This window comes from Almyronema sp., assembly GCF_052168255.1.
GTDB classification, from domain to species: domain Bacteria; phylum Cyanobacteriota; class Cyanobacteriia; order Phormidesmidales; family Phormidesmidaceae; genus Sphaerothrix; species Sphaerothrix epifaneia.
In genome coordinates, this window is record NZ_JBQLZL010000096.1 from 22249 (window position 1) to 35513 (window position 13265).

Annotated in this window: 13 protein-coding genes and 1 tRNA gene; 8 read left to right on the forward strand and 6 right to left on the reverse strand. The window is 51.5% G+C overall.

Annotated features, from left to right (window positions below; translation table 11 throughout):
- Positions 1–3: 3 nt before the first annotated feature.
- From ACTS3T_RS20205 to ACTS3T_RS20230, 6 genes are all read left to right on the forward strand, one after another.
- Positions 4–531 (forward strand): MSMEG_0567/Sll0786 family nitrogen starvation N-acetyltransferase, encoded by a 528-nt coding sequence (locus ACTS3T_RS20205; RefSeq protein ID WP_377961029.1) that lies wholly within the window; start codon positions 4–6, stop codon positions 529–531.
- Positions 531–1487, forward strand: coding sequence for a sll0787 family AIR synthase-like protein (locus ACTS3T_RS20210; protein WP_377961027.1), 957 nt, complete (start codon positions 531–533; stop codon positions 1485–1487). The genes ACTS3T_RS20205 and ACTS3T_RS20210 overlap by 1 nt, the downstream gene beginning before the upstream one ends.
- Before the next feature lies 1 nt (position 1488).
- A complete protein-coding gene (locus ACTS3T_RS20215; protein ID WP_377961024.1) occupies positions 1489–2652 on the forward strand; it encodes an MSMEG_0565 family glycosyltransferase in 1164 nt (387 codons plus the stop codon).
- 19 nt (positions 2653–2671) lie between these two features.
- The gene (locus tag ACTS3T_RS20220; protein WP_377961021.1) at positions 2672–2956 is read left to right on the forward strand and encodes an MSMEG_0570 family nitrogen starvation response protein; all 285 of its coding nucleotides are present in this window, start codon (positions 2672–2674) and stop codon (positions 2954–2956) included.
- Positions 2957–3196: 240 nt separating this feature from the next.
- A complete protein-coding gene (locus tag ACTS3T_RS20225; protein ID WP_377961019.1) occupies positions 3197–3655 on the forward strand; it encodes a GatB/YqeY domain-containing protein in 459 nt (152 codons plus the stop codon).
- Positions 3656–3907: 252 nt separating this feature from the next.
- On the forward strand, positions 3908–4252 hold the full coding sequence (locus ACTS3T_RS20230; protein WP_377961016.1) for a hypothetical protein: 345 nt from the start codon (positions 3908–3910) through the stop codon (positions 4250–4252).
- A 118-nt stretch (positions 4253–4370) separates the two neighbouring features.
- Here ACTS3T_RS20230 and ACTS3T_RS20235 read toward each other — a convergent pair whose 3' ends face one another.
- From ACTS3T_RS20235 to ACTS3T_RS20245, 3 genes are all read right to left on the reverse strand, one after another.
- On the reverse strand, positions 4371–5738 hold the full coding sequence (locus tag ACTS3T_RS20235) for a glycosyl hydrolase family 57 (protein ID WP_462935461.1): 1368 nt from the start codon (positions 5736–5738) through the stop codon (positions 4371–4373).
- 186 nt (positions 5739–5924) lie between these two features.
- The gene (locus ACTS3T_RS20240) at positions 5925–6290 is read right to left on the reverse strand and encodes a DUF6464 family protein (RefSeq protein ID WP_377965647.1); all 366 of its coding nucleotides are present in this window, start codon (positions 6288–6290) and stop codon (positions 5925–5927) included.
- 149 nt (positions 6291–6439) lie between these two features.
- Positions 6440–8257: an ABC transporter ATP-binding protein gene (locus ACTS3T_RS20245; protein ID WP_377965649.1), complete on the reverse strand. Its 1818-nt coding sequence runs from the start codon at positions 8255–8257 to the stop codon at positions 6440–6442.
- A 402-nt stretch (positions 8258–8659) separates the two neighbouring features.
- Between ACTS3T_RS20245 and ACTS3T_RS20250 the strand changes: the two genes are divergently transcribed.
- The gene (locus tag ACTS3T_RS20250) at positions 8660–9661 is read left to right on the forward strand and encodes an SGNH/GDSL hydrolase family protein (RefSeq protein ID WP_377965651.1); all 1002 of its coding nucleotides are present in this window, start codon (positions 8660–8662) and stop codon (positions 9659–9661) included.
- A gap of 7 nt (positions 9662–9668) precedes the next feature.
- On the opposite strand, the gene ACTS3T_RS20255 is transcribed toward ACTS3T_RS20250, so the two are convergent.
- The 3 genes from ACTS3T_RS20255 to ACTS3T_RS20265 all read right to left on the reverse strand — a co-directional run bounded on the left by ACTS3T_RS20255 (position 9669) and on the right by ACTS3T_RS20265 (position 12759).
- On the reverse strand, positions 9669–10718 hold the full coding sequence (locus ACTS3T_RS20255; protein ID WP_377965706.1) for a Gfo/Idh/MocA family oxidoreductase: 1050 nt from the start codon (positions 10716–10718) through the stop codon (positions 9669–9671).
- 232 nt (positions 10719–10950) lie between these two features.
- On the reverse strand, positions 10951–12462 hold the full coding sequence (locus ACTS3T_RS20260; protein WP_377965653.1) for a hemolysin family protein: 1512 nt from the start codon (positions 12460–12462) through the stop codon (positions 10951–10953).
- Positions 12463–12555: 93 nt separating this feature from the next.
- Positions 12556–12759, reverse strand: a complete 204-nt coding sequence (locus tag ACTS3T_RS20265; RefSeq protein ID WP_377965655.1) for a hypothetical protein — start codon at positions 12757–12759, stop codon at positions 12556–12558.
- Positions 12760–12997: 238 nt separating this feature from the next.
- On the opposite strand from ACTS3T_RS20265, the gene ACTS3T_RS20270 reads away from it, so the two are divergent.
- Positions 12998–13070: transfer RNA gene (locus ACTS3T_RS20270), tRNA-Ile, on the forward strand.
- Positions 13071–13265 lie beyond the last annotated feature (195 nt).

A 13265-nucleotide genomic window follows, 5' to 3' on the forward strand; every position in this document is an offset into this window, starting at 1 on the left:
TTGATGTCGTTAAAACGGTATAGCTTTGAACTGGCGCGATCGCACTCCGATATTCGAGCGTATTTTCGCCTGCGGCAGGCAATTTTTTGTGAAGAACAAAGGCTTTTTACAGCGCACGACGAAGACGAGCTTGATGAGCGTGCCTACCCGATTATTGCAGTAGAAAACGAAATGATTGCAGGCAGACGAGTGGTGGGCGTGGTGCGCATCTACGAAGCCCAGCCCCGACTCTGGTATGGGGGACGATTAGGCGTGCATCCGGCTTATCGGCGGGTGGGGCGAATTGGTCAAGGGCTAATTCACAAAGCTGTCACCACGGCAAACACCTGGGGCTGCGATCGCTTTCTAGCCACCGTTCAACTGCAAAACGTGCGCTTCTTTCGGCGGCAGCACTGGCAATCGCTAGAAGAAATTACGATTTGCGATCGCCCCCACCATCTGATGGAAGCTGACTTAGCCTACTATCCCCCCACGACAGAAATGCGACCGGGGCAGGCGATGGCGCTGCTGCGATCGCGGCAGGTTTCCTAATGCTGGCAGCACTGGCTACTGAATTGCGGCAAACCCTCGGCCTGCGCCAAAAGCAAGATATTCAGGCTATTGCCCAGCGCTTGCCTGGGGTAAATGCAGACACGTCGGTTTTACTGGGGGACGACTGCGCCGCGATTGCCGACGGTTCGGGCTATTTGCTCTTAGCAGCAGAAGGCATTTGGCCCACTTTAGTCGAAACCGATCCCTGGTTTGCGGGCTGGTCGTCTGTTTTAGTGAACGTTAGCGACATTTACGCCATGGGTGGGCGACCGCTGGCAGTCGTCGATACGCTGTGGAGCCAATCAGCAGCGGCAGCAGCGCCCTTATGGGATGGCATGATTGCAGCAGCGCAGACGTTTGCCGTGCCGATTGTAGGAGGGCATACGAGCTGCCGCAGTCCTTACAATGCGCTTTCGGTTGCTATTCTCGGTCGGGCGCAAGCACTCATTAGCAGCTTTAAGGCGCAACCCGGCGACACTTTGCTACTGGTGAGTAACTTTCGCGGCAAAGCCCATCCAGACTATCCCTTTTGGGACGCAGCCACTCAGGCAGACCCCGTCGATCTGCGATCGCATTTGAACTTACTGCCCCAATTAGCCGAGGCCGGACTTTGCGATGCTGGCAAAGACATCAGCATGGGTGGCCTTTTAGGGACGCTGCTGATGCTGCTAGAAACCTCTGGCTGCGGCGCGATCTTACAGCTTGACCAGGTTCCGTATCCAGCGGTATTGTCACTAAAACGATGGTTGCTGAGCTTTCCTAGCTATGGCTTTTTGCTGAGTGTTCGACCCCACGTTGTCAGCCAGATACAAAAGATATTTACGGCACAGGATCTAATCTGCGCTGCGGTTGGAACCGTCACCAGCGATCGCCTTTTGACGCTAACGCTCAAAGGAGAATCGGATTGCTTTTGGGATCTCAATCAAACAGCCCTGACGGGGTTTGGAGCCAGCTAGGATGAGCCTAACGTACCGCATTGCGCTACTGACCTATTCCACCCAGCCCAGAGGCAGTGTGATTCATACGTTAGAACTCGCCAATGCCCTTTGCGCCCTGGGGCATGCCGTCTGCGTCTATGCGCTCGATAAAGACGGCAGCGGCTTTGACTGGGACTTAAACTGCGAGTGCTGTCTGATTCCGGCTCGGCCTGCTCCGGCCTCAATTGATCAGCTGATCCACCAACGCATTCAAGAATTTGTCGCGGCTTTCAGCCAGTGCGATCGCCGCTATGACCTCTACCACGCCCAAGACTGTATTGGAGCCAACGCTTTGGTGCAGCTGCGGCAAAACCACCCCGGCTTTGGCCCAATTGTCCGCACTGTGCATCATATCGAAGATTTTCAAAGCCCCTACTTACAGCACTGTCAGGAGCAGTCTATTCGTCTGCCAGATTTATGTCTGTGTGTCAGCGATCGCTGGCAGCAAGTACTCCAGCAAGACTACGCCATTGCCGCGCCTAAAGTGCTCAACGGGGTCAATCTCAAGCGCTTTTCTCCTCAGCGCAGCGGCCAAGAAGCGGTTCTGCGCCAGCGATACGGCTTAGCTGAAGGGCCCATTTTTTTAACAGTCGGTGGCATTGAACCGCGCAAAAATTCAATCGGTCTGCTGCAAGCCTTTGCCCAAGTGCTGGCGCAGGTACCCACAGCCCAACTGGTCATTGCCGGGGGCGCTACCCTGTTTGACTATCAGCCCTATCGGCAGCAGTTTTTTCATCTAGCCGAGCAGTTGGGGCTGGCGGTTGGCAAATCGCTGATCTTACCGGGCGTCATTGCCGAAGCTGATCTGCCTGCCCTCTATCGCAGTGCCGATGTGTTTGTCTTTCCTTCGCTTAAAGAAGGGTGGGGCTTGGTGATCTTAGAAGCGATCGCCTCTGGGCTACCCGTGATCACCGCTCGTCAGCCTCCGTTTACCGAATTTCTCTCCCCCAACCAAGCCTGCCTGGTAAATCCGCAAGATCCTAGCGCTATTGCCACAGCCATGATGCAGTTGCTCAATCCTCAAGTCGCTCAGTTTATCGTCCGCAATAGCCAGCGAATTTTGCTGCAATACGCTTGGCGACGCTCAGCGGCGTTACATCTAGACGCCTATGCCAAACTGGTACCCGTTGCCCTACCTCGTTAAATTCACAGGGTTAAAACCAATGCCTGAAATTCGCTTTCAAATTCAATGGCCTGACGGTGCAGAAGAAGTTTGCTATTCGCCCTCGTTGGTGGTGAAAGACTATTTTGAGCCAGGTCAAACCTACGAATTAGCCGACTTTGTCCAGCGATCGCGCACAGCTTTACAAATTGCCAGCGATCGCGTCTTAGCCAAATACGGCAGACCTTGCGGGTTAGCTTTGGGGCAGCTCCAACACATCGAAGCCACAGCAGCCCAGTACCAGCAGCTAGCCGATCCTCAAGTTCGGGTGGTTCAGTTTCGCTAGCAGGCCAAAAAGCAATCTTGCATCAGGCAAAGGGCAGAAGGAAAGCTTTGCTATCAGGCGCTTGCAGCTATTTGATCGGCTCAGCGCTTGTGGTTACAGCCAAAGCAGCAAACGCTTCAACCCGCCAATGCTCCCTTCACTTAGCCCGATTCAGTTGCTCATCAGCCCAGACAGTTTAGCCATCAGAGCCAAATTCTCTTAGGATCTCCTCATAACACACCGCTAGAGGCACGATCCATCATGGGCTTAAAAGAGCGTATTACCGAAGACATCAAAGCCGCCATGAAGGCAAAGGACAAAATTCGGCTAGAAACCGTCCGCAGCATCAAAAAAGTCATTATTGAAAAAGAGTCTAGCGTGCGCCCCCAAGGCCAGGAAGCCCTGACCGAAGCGCAAGAACTCGAAGTTTTAACCCAACTGGCCAAACAAAGACGCGACGCGATCGCGCAATACCAGCAAGCAGGCCGAGCAGAATTAGCCGAACAAGAAGCCCAAGAACTGGCCATTTTAGAAGAATACCTGCCGCAGCAGCTTGCCGATGAGGAAATTGCGGCTGTAGTTGATCAAATTATTGCCAGCGCAGGCGCTAGCTCCCCCAAAGACATGGGTAAGGTGATGGGGCCTGCCATGCAACAGCTTAAAGGCAAAGCCGACGGCAAAAAAGTTCAAGATATCGTCAAAGCCAGACTCGCTGGCTAATGGGGCAGCCTCTGGCACCGCTCACCAGAACCCCAAACCCCAAACCTTGCCAAACAATCAAACACCAGCCAATTTTGCCGAAATCTTCACAAAACTGGCCTTTACGCTTATTTTTGTCAAACTATCGGGAAACCTGGTTTTGCCCTTTGTAATCTATCGTCAGTAACACTAACCACTAGGCGGGTTACGCCATTTGCAGCCGATACCCTCTTTTCGGCTAACTTTAGCGTCATTTGAATTTAAGGATTGTCTATGAAACGTCTTCACTCAATTGCCACTGGACTGCTGAGCATGGGCTTTGCTGCCGTCAGCTTACCCGCGCTAGCCCAACCTCAAATTGCCAGCGGCGATCGCTATTTAGATAATATTGACGGAGCCGAATGTTTGGCTCGCGCTGATGCCTTTGTTGATAGCTTAGAAATTGAAAGCAGCGGCGGCGAAATTGACCGTACTGGCTACTTCAACGATGGTGTTTTTCGCATTCTCTGTTACGACTACGGCAGCTATAGCATGGTGGTCGTTTTTGCGGCGCACGACGAATCGGCAGAAGTCGCTACCGATTTCATGCGCTACGCACTCGATTCAATTGATTACTAACGCTATTTTTGCGTTTTAGCACCCCGCACTGAATGAACTGAGCCACGCGGCTCACTTAGTAGCAGCCCTAAAGCTGAAAATTCATATCAGTCGGGGTGCCCCAAACACTTGAGAGTCTCTAGCGTAACAGCCGTTCGCCGTGGGCATAAATTTCGCGGGCATAGCTCGACCAGGGAGCCGTCTGGTTAGCGCGAAAACAGCTAGCCTGAAGCAGCAGATTATATAACAGCGCTTCGCGGTAGCGGGGCTGACGGGTCATGGCCTCGTCTGTAGTGCCCTTTTCTGACCGAATACTGCGATGAAAATGGGCGCTCAAGCGATGCATCGGTTCGCTAGCTGCGATAGAAAAGGGCGCTTTGAGCGGCGGGGCTATCTGTTCCAGATCAAAGCCCGCTTTCGGTGCAGATACCCGACAAACCGGATAATCGGCTTCCTCAAAGCCAGTCGCCGCCAAGGCATTTAGGTACTCCGTTCCAGTAAAGCCAGCCACTTGCTGCTGTTGCTGTAGTTCGTGCCAGGTACGCTTAAATGCGCCTGGAAAGCGGTTCATCATCTGGCTGCTTTCACTAGGGGCTGACTGGATCACCAGCGGTAGCGCGGTTGCCGAAGTTTGAGCCAATTGCTTGGCGGTTGTATAGGGCTGCATCTGGCTCACAGCGGCAGCGTCTTCACCATTGCTAATCAAAAGCGTAATCGACTCACAAGCTCCAGCACTGTCTTTCACCTCTAGGCGATGGGGAAGATGCGGGTGAGAGAGCGGAGCCGTCGTCAAACGCTCCAGGCTAGATTGCGTTACCAGCAGCCACTGATAGCCACAGTTGCGCAAAGCTTTGACTAGGGCATAAAGTCCGTCTGGCGTAGGGGGCAAATCTGCCTCAGGGAGTGAAAATCCCCTGACCCGCGCCAGAGCCGCCAAGCCAAAAACCGCAGCAAAATGATGCTGCCACGCTTGAATTTGTAGCTGCAAGTCAGGAATTGGAATTCTAGAAGCAGGTGCATAACTCCAGAATGTTCCCAGCCATTCAACGTTGGGCTGATAGAGCGGTTCACAGGTGATTCGCTTCAGCTTGGCAAGAACATCCTGTCGTCCCATCCGCTGCAAGCCCCACAGCAAAGTCCCGGAGCAGTCCAGCAAAATGCGGGGGTAGCAACCCTGAGTCACCAGTTCTGGCACAAAGTCACCCATGCGGCCATAGCAGTACATTAGCGGCCCTACCTGGTGGTTGTCCCCTTCAAAGGGATGCTCAAACATATACTGCAGGTAGCTCACTAGCTGCCCTTTAGGGCCTGTCGGCACCATCGGCTGATGCATATGCAGCGCGATCGCAAAACCCGCCGATACCGGATGAGGGGGCAAAAATTGAGCCGATTGGCTAGGCCGACGGCGAGTCACCGCTTGAATGGTAGACTCCCAGCCTGAAATGTTGGGCAAGCCATCCACTAACTCTGGAAGGGGCATCGAAAAGGCAGGCACAGCAGCGGTCATAGCAGCTTGGAGAAGCGATTAACTTTGTTGCAATACTTAAGAACTTATAAAGTTCTACTCTCTTAAAGTGTCTCACTCCTGGAGCTTTTGTGATTGAGAAGGCTCTATCTTTAACTTTGATTTAAATTAAGTTGCACAACGTAATAAACTACGGGCGATCGCGGCTAGAACAACGGCTACTACAGCTCAAAACCGATCAGGCCAAGGGCGATCGCCGTAGAGTTCAGGCTTAGCTTGATAATGCTGGCAAGTCCCACACGGGCCAACAGGATTAACGGCACAGCGCAAATAAGGGGAACGGGCATTGAACTGGCAAGAAAGATCGCCCACGGTGTAGCTTGGCGGCTCCCCATAACAGCGATCGCGGCTACGTTCAGCTAGAGCACTCAGCCCCCTAGCCGCTACCGATTCCATTGCCAGCGCCAGTTGCGCTTGAGTCCGGTGTCTGGCTTGTCGCCCAACCCACCAAGAGAGCAATGCTGGCGAAATTCCAATCAAAATAATGAACGCCACAATCGTCATGGACAGCCCCGGAAAGCTTCGTTCTTTCATCGTAACCCAGCCTATTGGAGGATTAATTTGCCCTCACCCTTGGCTCAATCCGCAATGGGCAGGCTCGGCTTGATAGCCCAACGACTCGCCAAGCCGCTGCTGCGCCTACCTCAGCAAAAGCCTAGGTACAACCCCAGCCAGTGGGTTCGTTAACCGAGCAAATCACCCGTTTCTTGCAGAGCGTGCAGACGATGATAAAGTCCACCTTGCTGCAAAAGCTCAGCATGACTCCCTACCTCTAGAATGCGACCCTGATCGAGCACGATAATTTTGTCAGCCTCACGCACGGTACTCAGACGGTGAGCAATAATCAGCGTGGTGCGCGTGCCTAAAATGTTCCGCATGGCTAACTGAATCGATCGCTCAGATTCGTAATCTAGGCTAGACGTAGCCTCGTCAAACACCAGCACGTCTGGATTGACCAAGAGCGCCCGGGCAATACCCAAACGCTGGCGTTGCCCACCCGAAAGCCGAACTCCCCGTTCGCCCACCACCGTACGGTAGCCCTGGGGCAATAGATGAATAAACTCATTGACGCGGGCAATCTGACAAGCCGCTTCAATTTGTTCCCAGCTAGCAGTGGGGCTACCGTAGGTGAGGTTGTCTAGCAGCGTGCCGTTAAACACGTCTACTTCCTGATGCACAATGGCTAAGCGCTGCCGATAGGCAGTTACATTTAGGCGGCGAATATCTTCACCATCTATCAAAATGCGGCCTTGCTGTGGCTCAAAATAACGAAACAGCAGTTTCACTAGGGTTGACTTACCCGAACCCGACCGCCCGACAAGCGCTACGGTTTGATAAGGCTCAATCAGCAAGTCGATATTTTGCAAGACTGGGCGCTGCGGTTCGTAGCCAAAGGTGACGCGATCGAAGTGCAGCTTTCCAGTAAATTGATAAGCCTCAACCGCTTTGGCCGTTGCCAAAAGGGTACTCCCTTCGTTGCCTAGCGGCGTTTCCATAAACTCATGAAAGCGCAGCATAGAGGCATAGCGCCGGGTAAAGATCTCAGCCAAGTTGCTAATCGGCTCTAGTTCTGCGTAGGCCATGCTCGACACCGTCAAGGTGGTGACAAAATAGCCCAAAGAAATTTGCCCGGTAAGGGTTGCCCAAAGGGTCAAACCCAGTACCCCAAACACACAGCTTTGAATCACCACCTCTTGCCAGGTCAGCAATTTGACGTAGGCCCGGTGGATGCTGTAGTCCACCATCGTAAACTCGCGCTGTAGCCGCCGCTGCTGCCGCTTGAGTTCACGAGCTTCAGTGGCAAAAGCTTTAACCGTTTTGATGTTGGTAATCAGCTCTGAGGTGTGGCTTTCGGTATTTTCCATATAGCGATCGAGTGCTTGCTCTTTACGGTTAATCCGCAGCAGATCCTTCAGGCTATACCCCAAAATGCCAATGAAAGAAATGAGAAAAAGTAAAGCGATCGGCCAAGCAATAAAAGCAATAATGCAGAAGATACCCAGCACTCGCACCAGCTTTGGAATAAGCTGTCCGGCAATTTCAGGATAAGTCCAGGTGTGATTTGACAAGCCTCGCGCCACTCGGCCAGCAATACGACCGGGATTGTTTTCGTCATAAAACTCTAGCGGTAGAGTCAAAATTTTGCGGACGACGGCGAGAGAATGGTCACGGCGAGTACGCAGAGCAATATCCCAGTGAAACCAGATGCCTAGCCAGGGTTCAAGCGGCGCTCTAACCACCGTGACTAAGCAAATTAGAGCTAACAGAAAACCTAGCGCCAAGGGGCGATCGCTGGGTAAGCCAGTAATAGCGGCGGCGGTGTTGATCAGCCGTTGGCTGAGCGCGTCAATTGGCTGATGAGAAATCACATTTAGCAACTGCCCGATGGCATAAGGCACTACCAGATCAAGCAGCTCAAACAAACTGCTAGCGGCAATGCTGAAGCAGGCGATCGCCTTGTAGTTTTTGTAGTATTGAATAACGTCTTTGAACTTAGCCATAACCGTAAGCGGCTAAACCGCGATTGCATCGGCATCAAACACAGTCAGTTAAGCCCGTACTGAGTCTGCACAGGCCAAATGGGGGCGTAGCCCTAGAAGGTTGCGCTTAAAGGCGCTCAATCAACTTTGTCAGAATAAAAACTCATCGTTGCTGCACCTCAACGCCAAAAAGTTTCTAGCAATCGCTCGATAACGCTCCATCAAAAGCATTTGCCCCGAAATGTTAGCAACAGGCCGCATCTGGGCAATCAGAAGACTAATGAGACTTGCGAGGCAATCGGCAGCTAGCTGTCGCTCCAGTATATACTACAAAAAATACTTTTGTAGTACAGCGTGAATCTTTTTGGGGGGTGACGTCAATCCCTCTACACTGAAAAAGCCAACCACCGAGAGAGAAAGCGCATGAAGTTTGCCCTCATTATTCTAGGGATTCTCCTGATCGGGGGCCTGCTGTTGGAAATTGGCTTGCGGCTATTTGTAGGGTTAGGAGATCCGCCGCTTTATGTGGCCGATTCGCTGACGGGATACCGCTTAGCCCCCAATCAAAAGGTGAGACGATTTGGCAATCGCATTCACATCAATCAGTATTCCATGCGTGGGGATGCCATCAGTCCTCAGCCCAGCGCTGGCATATGGCGGATATTGCTGTTAGGCGACTCGATCGCCAACGGTGGCTGGTGGACCGATCAGCCAGACATTCTCTCCGCCCAAATTGCCCATCGGTTGACCCCTCATTTGCCTGCTGGTTATCAAAAACCTGAAGTGCTCAATGCATCAGCTAACTCTTGGGGGCCTCGCAACGAGCTAGCCTACCTAGTGCGATTTGGCCTGTTTGAAGCTCAGGTGGTGGTTTTGCTGATTAATACCGATGACTTGTTTGCCATTGCGCCAAATTCCGTTCAGGTGGGGCGCGATCGCAGCTATCCTAACCGCAAACCGCTAACGGCAACCAGCGAACTGCTGCAGCGAGTTTTCATCAAACCCAAGCCGATTCCAGAATTACAGCAGTTGCAGGCTGAACCGGGCGATCGCGTCGGCGCTAACCTAGAAGCTATCCGGCAAATTCAGCAGCGAGTACAGGCTGCTGGCAGTCAGCTAATTGTGGCAATGACGCCCTTACTCAGAGAAGTACAGCCCCCTGGGCCAAGAGACTATGAGCAAAAAGCACGGCAACGCGTTAAAGACTTCATGCAGCTAGAGCAAATCGCTTACCTTGACTTTCTAGCCGACTTTCAAAACGATCAAACGGCGACTTCTCTTTACCGCGACCACATCCATCTCAGCCCAGTTGGTAACGAAAAAGTCAGCCAAGCGATCGCCACGGCCATTCAAAACCACCGCCAAAACCCCACCGCTCTCAAGCCAGAAAATTCGGCAGAAGCGATCGATAGCGACCTTTGGTAAGCTCAGATTACAAACTAACGGCTGCTGCTTCTAGCCCTAGCGTTTGCTCAGCCGCAGGCTGCCAAGCTTGAGCCTCCAAAGCCATTTGCTCAATCAAGCTTGCTAACCGCAACGCTTTAAGCGCCTGCTCACCGCCCACAGAAGGCTGCTCGCCGCCCCGCACGCAATTGACAAAATGCTCTAATTCCGCGTGCAGCGGTTCAATATTGCTGGTGTAGACCTTCTCAATTAAGCCATCTTGGCGGTACAGAACCTGACCATAATCGCTGGTACAATCAGCCGTTGTCTGCCGATGAATGAGAATATCGTTGTTGAGAAAATCAGCCTCAGTCAAAGAATTCTTGCAGTGAGCCGTAATTGTACGAATTTTACGATGGGTGACTTTACTAGCCGTGAGCGTAGCCACAATGCCATTCGTAAACCCTAAGGTGGCCGTCACATAGTCTAAGTAGCCAGAGTCCGCTGCTCGACTGCCGCTAGCCGTCAACTTTGACACCGAGGCACTTGCTAGCTCCAGCAGCAAATCAATATCGTGGATCATCAGATCTAGCACCACAGAGACATCATTCGCCCGCTGTGAATAAGGACTCATGCGCCTTGCTTCCAGTGCCAATAGCTCTTCAGTTTTGAGTACCTTATGCAATTCCTGAAAAGCCGGGTTAAAGCGCTCAATATGCCCAACCTGCAAAATACAGTTAGAGGCAGCAGCAGCATTGACCAGCGACTCTGCCTCCGCAATGCTCGCCGCGATGGGTTTTTCAATCAGCACATGAACACCCGCACTCAAGCAAGCCATACCAACAGCATGGTGCAGCCGAGTAGGAACCGCAACGCAAACCGCATCTATATGGTTAAGCAGATCGTGATAGTCTTCAAAAAATCGGACGCGGTACTTGCCTGCTGTATCTAGTCCCCGCTCTACGTTGACATCCGAAATACCGACTAGTTCTACATCCTTAAGGCGGCTAAGCACACGGGTATGGTGCTGACCCATATTGCCTACACCAATAACACCCACTCGAATGGGATCTGAAGGGCTACGGCCTGATTGCACCATATCAAGCTCCAAACTTGTCAACTTGTCCTGCACACCTGTCTCTCCTTGCCTAAGAGGATGGCCTAGAGCAGCTTTTTTGGAGCCGTCTTAGCTACGCAAAGTCACCCAGATATTACCACAGTGCCCTTCTTTGTAAAGAATCCAAAAGCGATTCAAATCTAATTGCGTCAGCCAATCTTACAGCCTGGTCTGCTCTTTTTAGTTTGGGTCTAGCCACAGCCTGTGAGCAGGTTTATGTGTCACTTTTTGAAGCGTCTGGACGATGACTCAAAAGCTGGGTTTTATCCGACCAGTCTGCAGATAAAGCGTCAGTCGTAGAGAGGGCAGCAGCGGCAGAACTCGACATCAAAGCCGCATCACCCGGCTGGCTCAAACGATGCACCATGATCTCGCGTAGACGCGGCCCCTCTGCGGCCACAACCGTCAAGTGCAAGTCCTGATAGCGAAGGCTTTCTCCCTGGGTTGGAATTTTCTGCATTTGATAAATCACAAAACCACCCAGGGTTTGATAGTCTTCCATCAACGGTAGGTTGATGTTGAGTAGCTCATTAACTTCTTCAATATCGGTTTGCGCCCGTACCAGGAAGGTTTGCTCATCGATCATTTGAGCAATGACATTGCTATCGTCTTCGGATTCGTTGGCTTCACCAATAATTTCGGCTGTGAGATCTTTAAGCGTTATCAGACCTGCCGTGCCGCCAAACTCATCCACTACCATAACCATCGCCTGAGCCGATCGCTGCATTAGCTGCAATAACTCATGCAGCGGCATGTATTCTGGTACAAATCGAGCCGGACGAATCCAATCCCGGATGGAGGCATCTGCCGCCAAAGTACCAGACGCCAGCGGCTCGGCCAATTCTTTGAAGTAGACAATGCCGTAAATATCATCTAATGACTCGCCAATCACTGGATAGCGAGAATGACCTGAAGCGACAATTTCGTTTAAGAGATCTTGGAATGTTGCCTCTTTGTGAATGGCGGCAATGCTGGTTCGAGGAACCATGACCTCATCAGCCGTCACTTCTCTAAATTCAAAGATGTTGTTGAGCAGTTCCCGTTCTTCTGCTTCTAGTCCAGGCAGTTCGGTTGAAGTGCTAATAATGAGCTGCAATTCTTCGGGGGTCAAACGGGTATACCAGCCTTGCCCCGTATACTGAATACCCAAAAGCCGTAACAACCAGCGAGTAGACTGATTCAAAATCCAGATAAAAGGATTAAAGAAACGAGCAATCGTCAAACTTGGCGGCCCTAGAAAGCGAGCCAGTTGTTCTGGGTAAAGCAGAGCTAAAGATTTAGGACATAGCTCACCCAGCACAATTTGCAGATACGCAATCAGCAAAAAAGCAACCGGAATGGCAATAGAGTGGGTCGTCAGCGGAATGGCGGCTGAGGGCAAGGGTAACTGGCTGAGCCAATAGGAAATCAGCACAGCCATCGTGCTTTCACCAATCCAACCTAAAGCCAAACTGGAAAGCGTAATCCCTAGCTGGGTAGTGGACAAAAGGCGATCGAGACTGCGTTGCAGACTTTGAACGGTTTTAGCCTGGGCGTCACCTACTGCAACTAGCTGGCTAATGCGCGATCGCCGCACAGAAACAATAGAAAACTCAGCCGCTACAAAAAACGCATTAATACTAATTAACAGTAAAACTGCTAACAGACGAGTCAAAATATCTGCCCCAGACAAACTAAAAAAAGGCGAAGCAGATGCAGCTAACAAAACAGCACTTAGAAGAATCATCTGCAACAGAGCTGAACCCAGGTGCGGCTCATAAAGAGGGGCGAGTGGTTCGATTCAATGGGTTTTCTATCATACCCTTAAGGTTGCAGACATTTATTGCAGGTCGCCTTCGATTCTAGCCTTGACGTCACTCAGAATATCTTCTTCTTTCAAGATAACGATATTGTGACGGTGTGATTCACCCCGCTGCACAGGTAGATCGCTAAATGGGCGCGAATCCGGCTGACGCACCCCGGTCAGAGCAGTGCGCCCTAGAGCATAGCCCCAAGAGGCACTGACAATACCAGCACCGAACATGAGTGATAACAGAATTAGCGTAAAAACGATAGCTGGATTGATTCTCATACTCGTGCCACGCCTACTCAAGCGCCTTTACACAACAAGGGCTGGCTGAAAAATACGAGGTGTTTGCTCAAACCCACAGCCTCATACATCGGCAGTCCAGCGTCTATTCTTGCCAGTATACGAAAAAAATCGAGGTTGGGCGGCCTTGCGTCATTCCGCCTTGAGAGGTCAATATAGAATATTAAAGCAACCAGGGTTGGCCGAGCGGTTGAGGCAGCGAACTCATAATTCGCGTTAGGCAGGTTCAACTCCTGCACCCTGGATTACTCTTGAAATTTTAGCTATCGCTGTAGCCACCAGCGTTGCTACCCTTAAATTGCCAAAAGCCGCTGACACAAAAGCTTTCATTTTGCCCGCAGCCTTCTTTTAGACCGATTTTTCAAAAGAAAGGTACAAATGAGAATGACGAAACGTCTGCAGAGCCAAGACTGTTCAATTCAAAATCGAAAATCCAAAAT

What these genes read in the sequence shown, in the direction of transcription:
- ACTS3T_RS20245 (WP_377965649.1), bottom strand. Translation starts at nt 8,257, where the DNA reads ATGGCTAAGTTCAAAGACGTTATTCAATACTACAAAAACTACAAGGCG.
- ACTS3T_RS20205 (WP_377961029.1), top strand. Translation starts at nt 4, where the DNA reads ATGTCGTTAAAACGGTATAGCTTTGAACTGGCGCGATCGCACTCCGAT.
- ACTS3T_RS20265 (WP_377965655.1), bottom strand. Translation starts at nt 12,759, where the DNA reads ATGTTCGGTGCTGGTATTGTCAGTGCCTCTTGGGGCTATGCTCTAGGG.
- ACTS3T_RS20235 (WP_462935461.1), bottom strand. Translation starts at nt 5,738, where the DNA reads ATGACCGCTGCTGTGCCTGCCTTTTCGATGCCCCTTCCAGAGTTAGTG.
- ACTS3T_RS20210 (WP_377961027.1), top strand. Translation starts at nt 531, where the DNA reads ATGCTGGCAGCACTGGCTACTGAATTGCGGCAAACCCTCGGCCTGCGC.
- ACTS3T_RS20255 (WP_377965706.1), bottom strand. Translation starts at nt 10,718, where the DNA reads ATGGTGCAATCAGGCCGTAGCCCTTCAGATCCCATTCGAGTGGGTGTT.
- ACTS3T_RS20215 (WP_377961024.1), top strand. Translation starts at nt 1,489, where the DNA reads ATGAGCCTAACGTACCGCATTGCGCTACTGACCTATTCCACCCAGCCC.
- ACTS3T_RS20220 (WP_377961021.1), top strand. Translation starts at nt 2,672, where the DNA reads ATGCCTGAAATTCGCTTTCAAATTCAATGGCCTGACGGTGCAGAAGAA.
- ACTS3T_RS20230 (WP_377961016.1), top strand. Translation starts at nt 3,908, where the DNA reads ATGAAACGTCTTCACTCAATTGCCACTGGACTGCTGAGCATGGGCTTT.
- ACTS3T_RS20250 (WP_377965651.1), top strand. Translation starts at nt 8,660, where the DNA reads ATGAAGTTTGCCCTCATTATTCTAGGGATTCTCCTGATCGGGGGCCTG.
- ACTS3T_RS20225 (WP_377961019.1), top strand. Translation starts at nt 3,197, where the DNA reads ATGGGCTTAAAAGAGCGTATTACCGAAGACATCAAAGCCGCCATGAAG.
- ACTS3T_RS20240 (WP_377965647.1), bottom strand. Translation starts at nt 6,290, where the DNA reads ATGAAAGAACGAAGCTTTCCGGGGCTGTCCATGACGATTGTGGCGTTC.
- ACTS3T_RS20260 (WP_377965653.1), bottom strand. Translation starts at nt 12,462, where the DNA reads ATGATTCTTCTAAGTGCTGTTTTGTTAGCTGCATCTGCTTCGCCTTTT.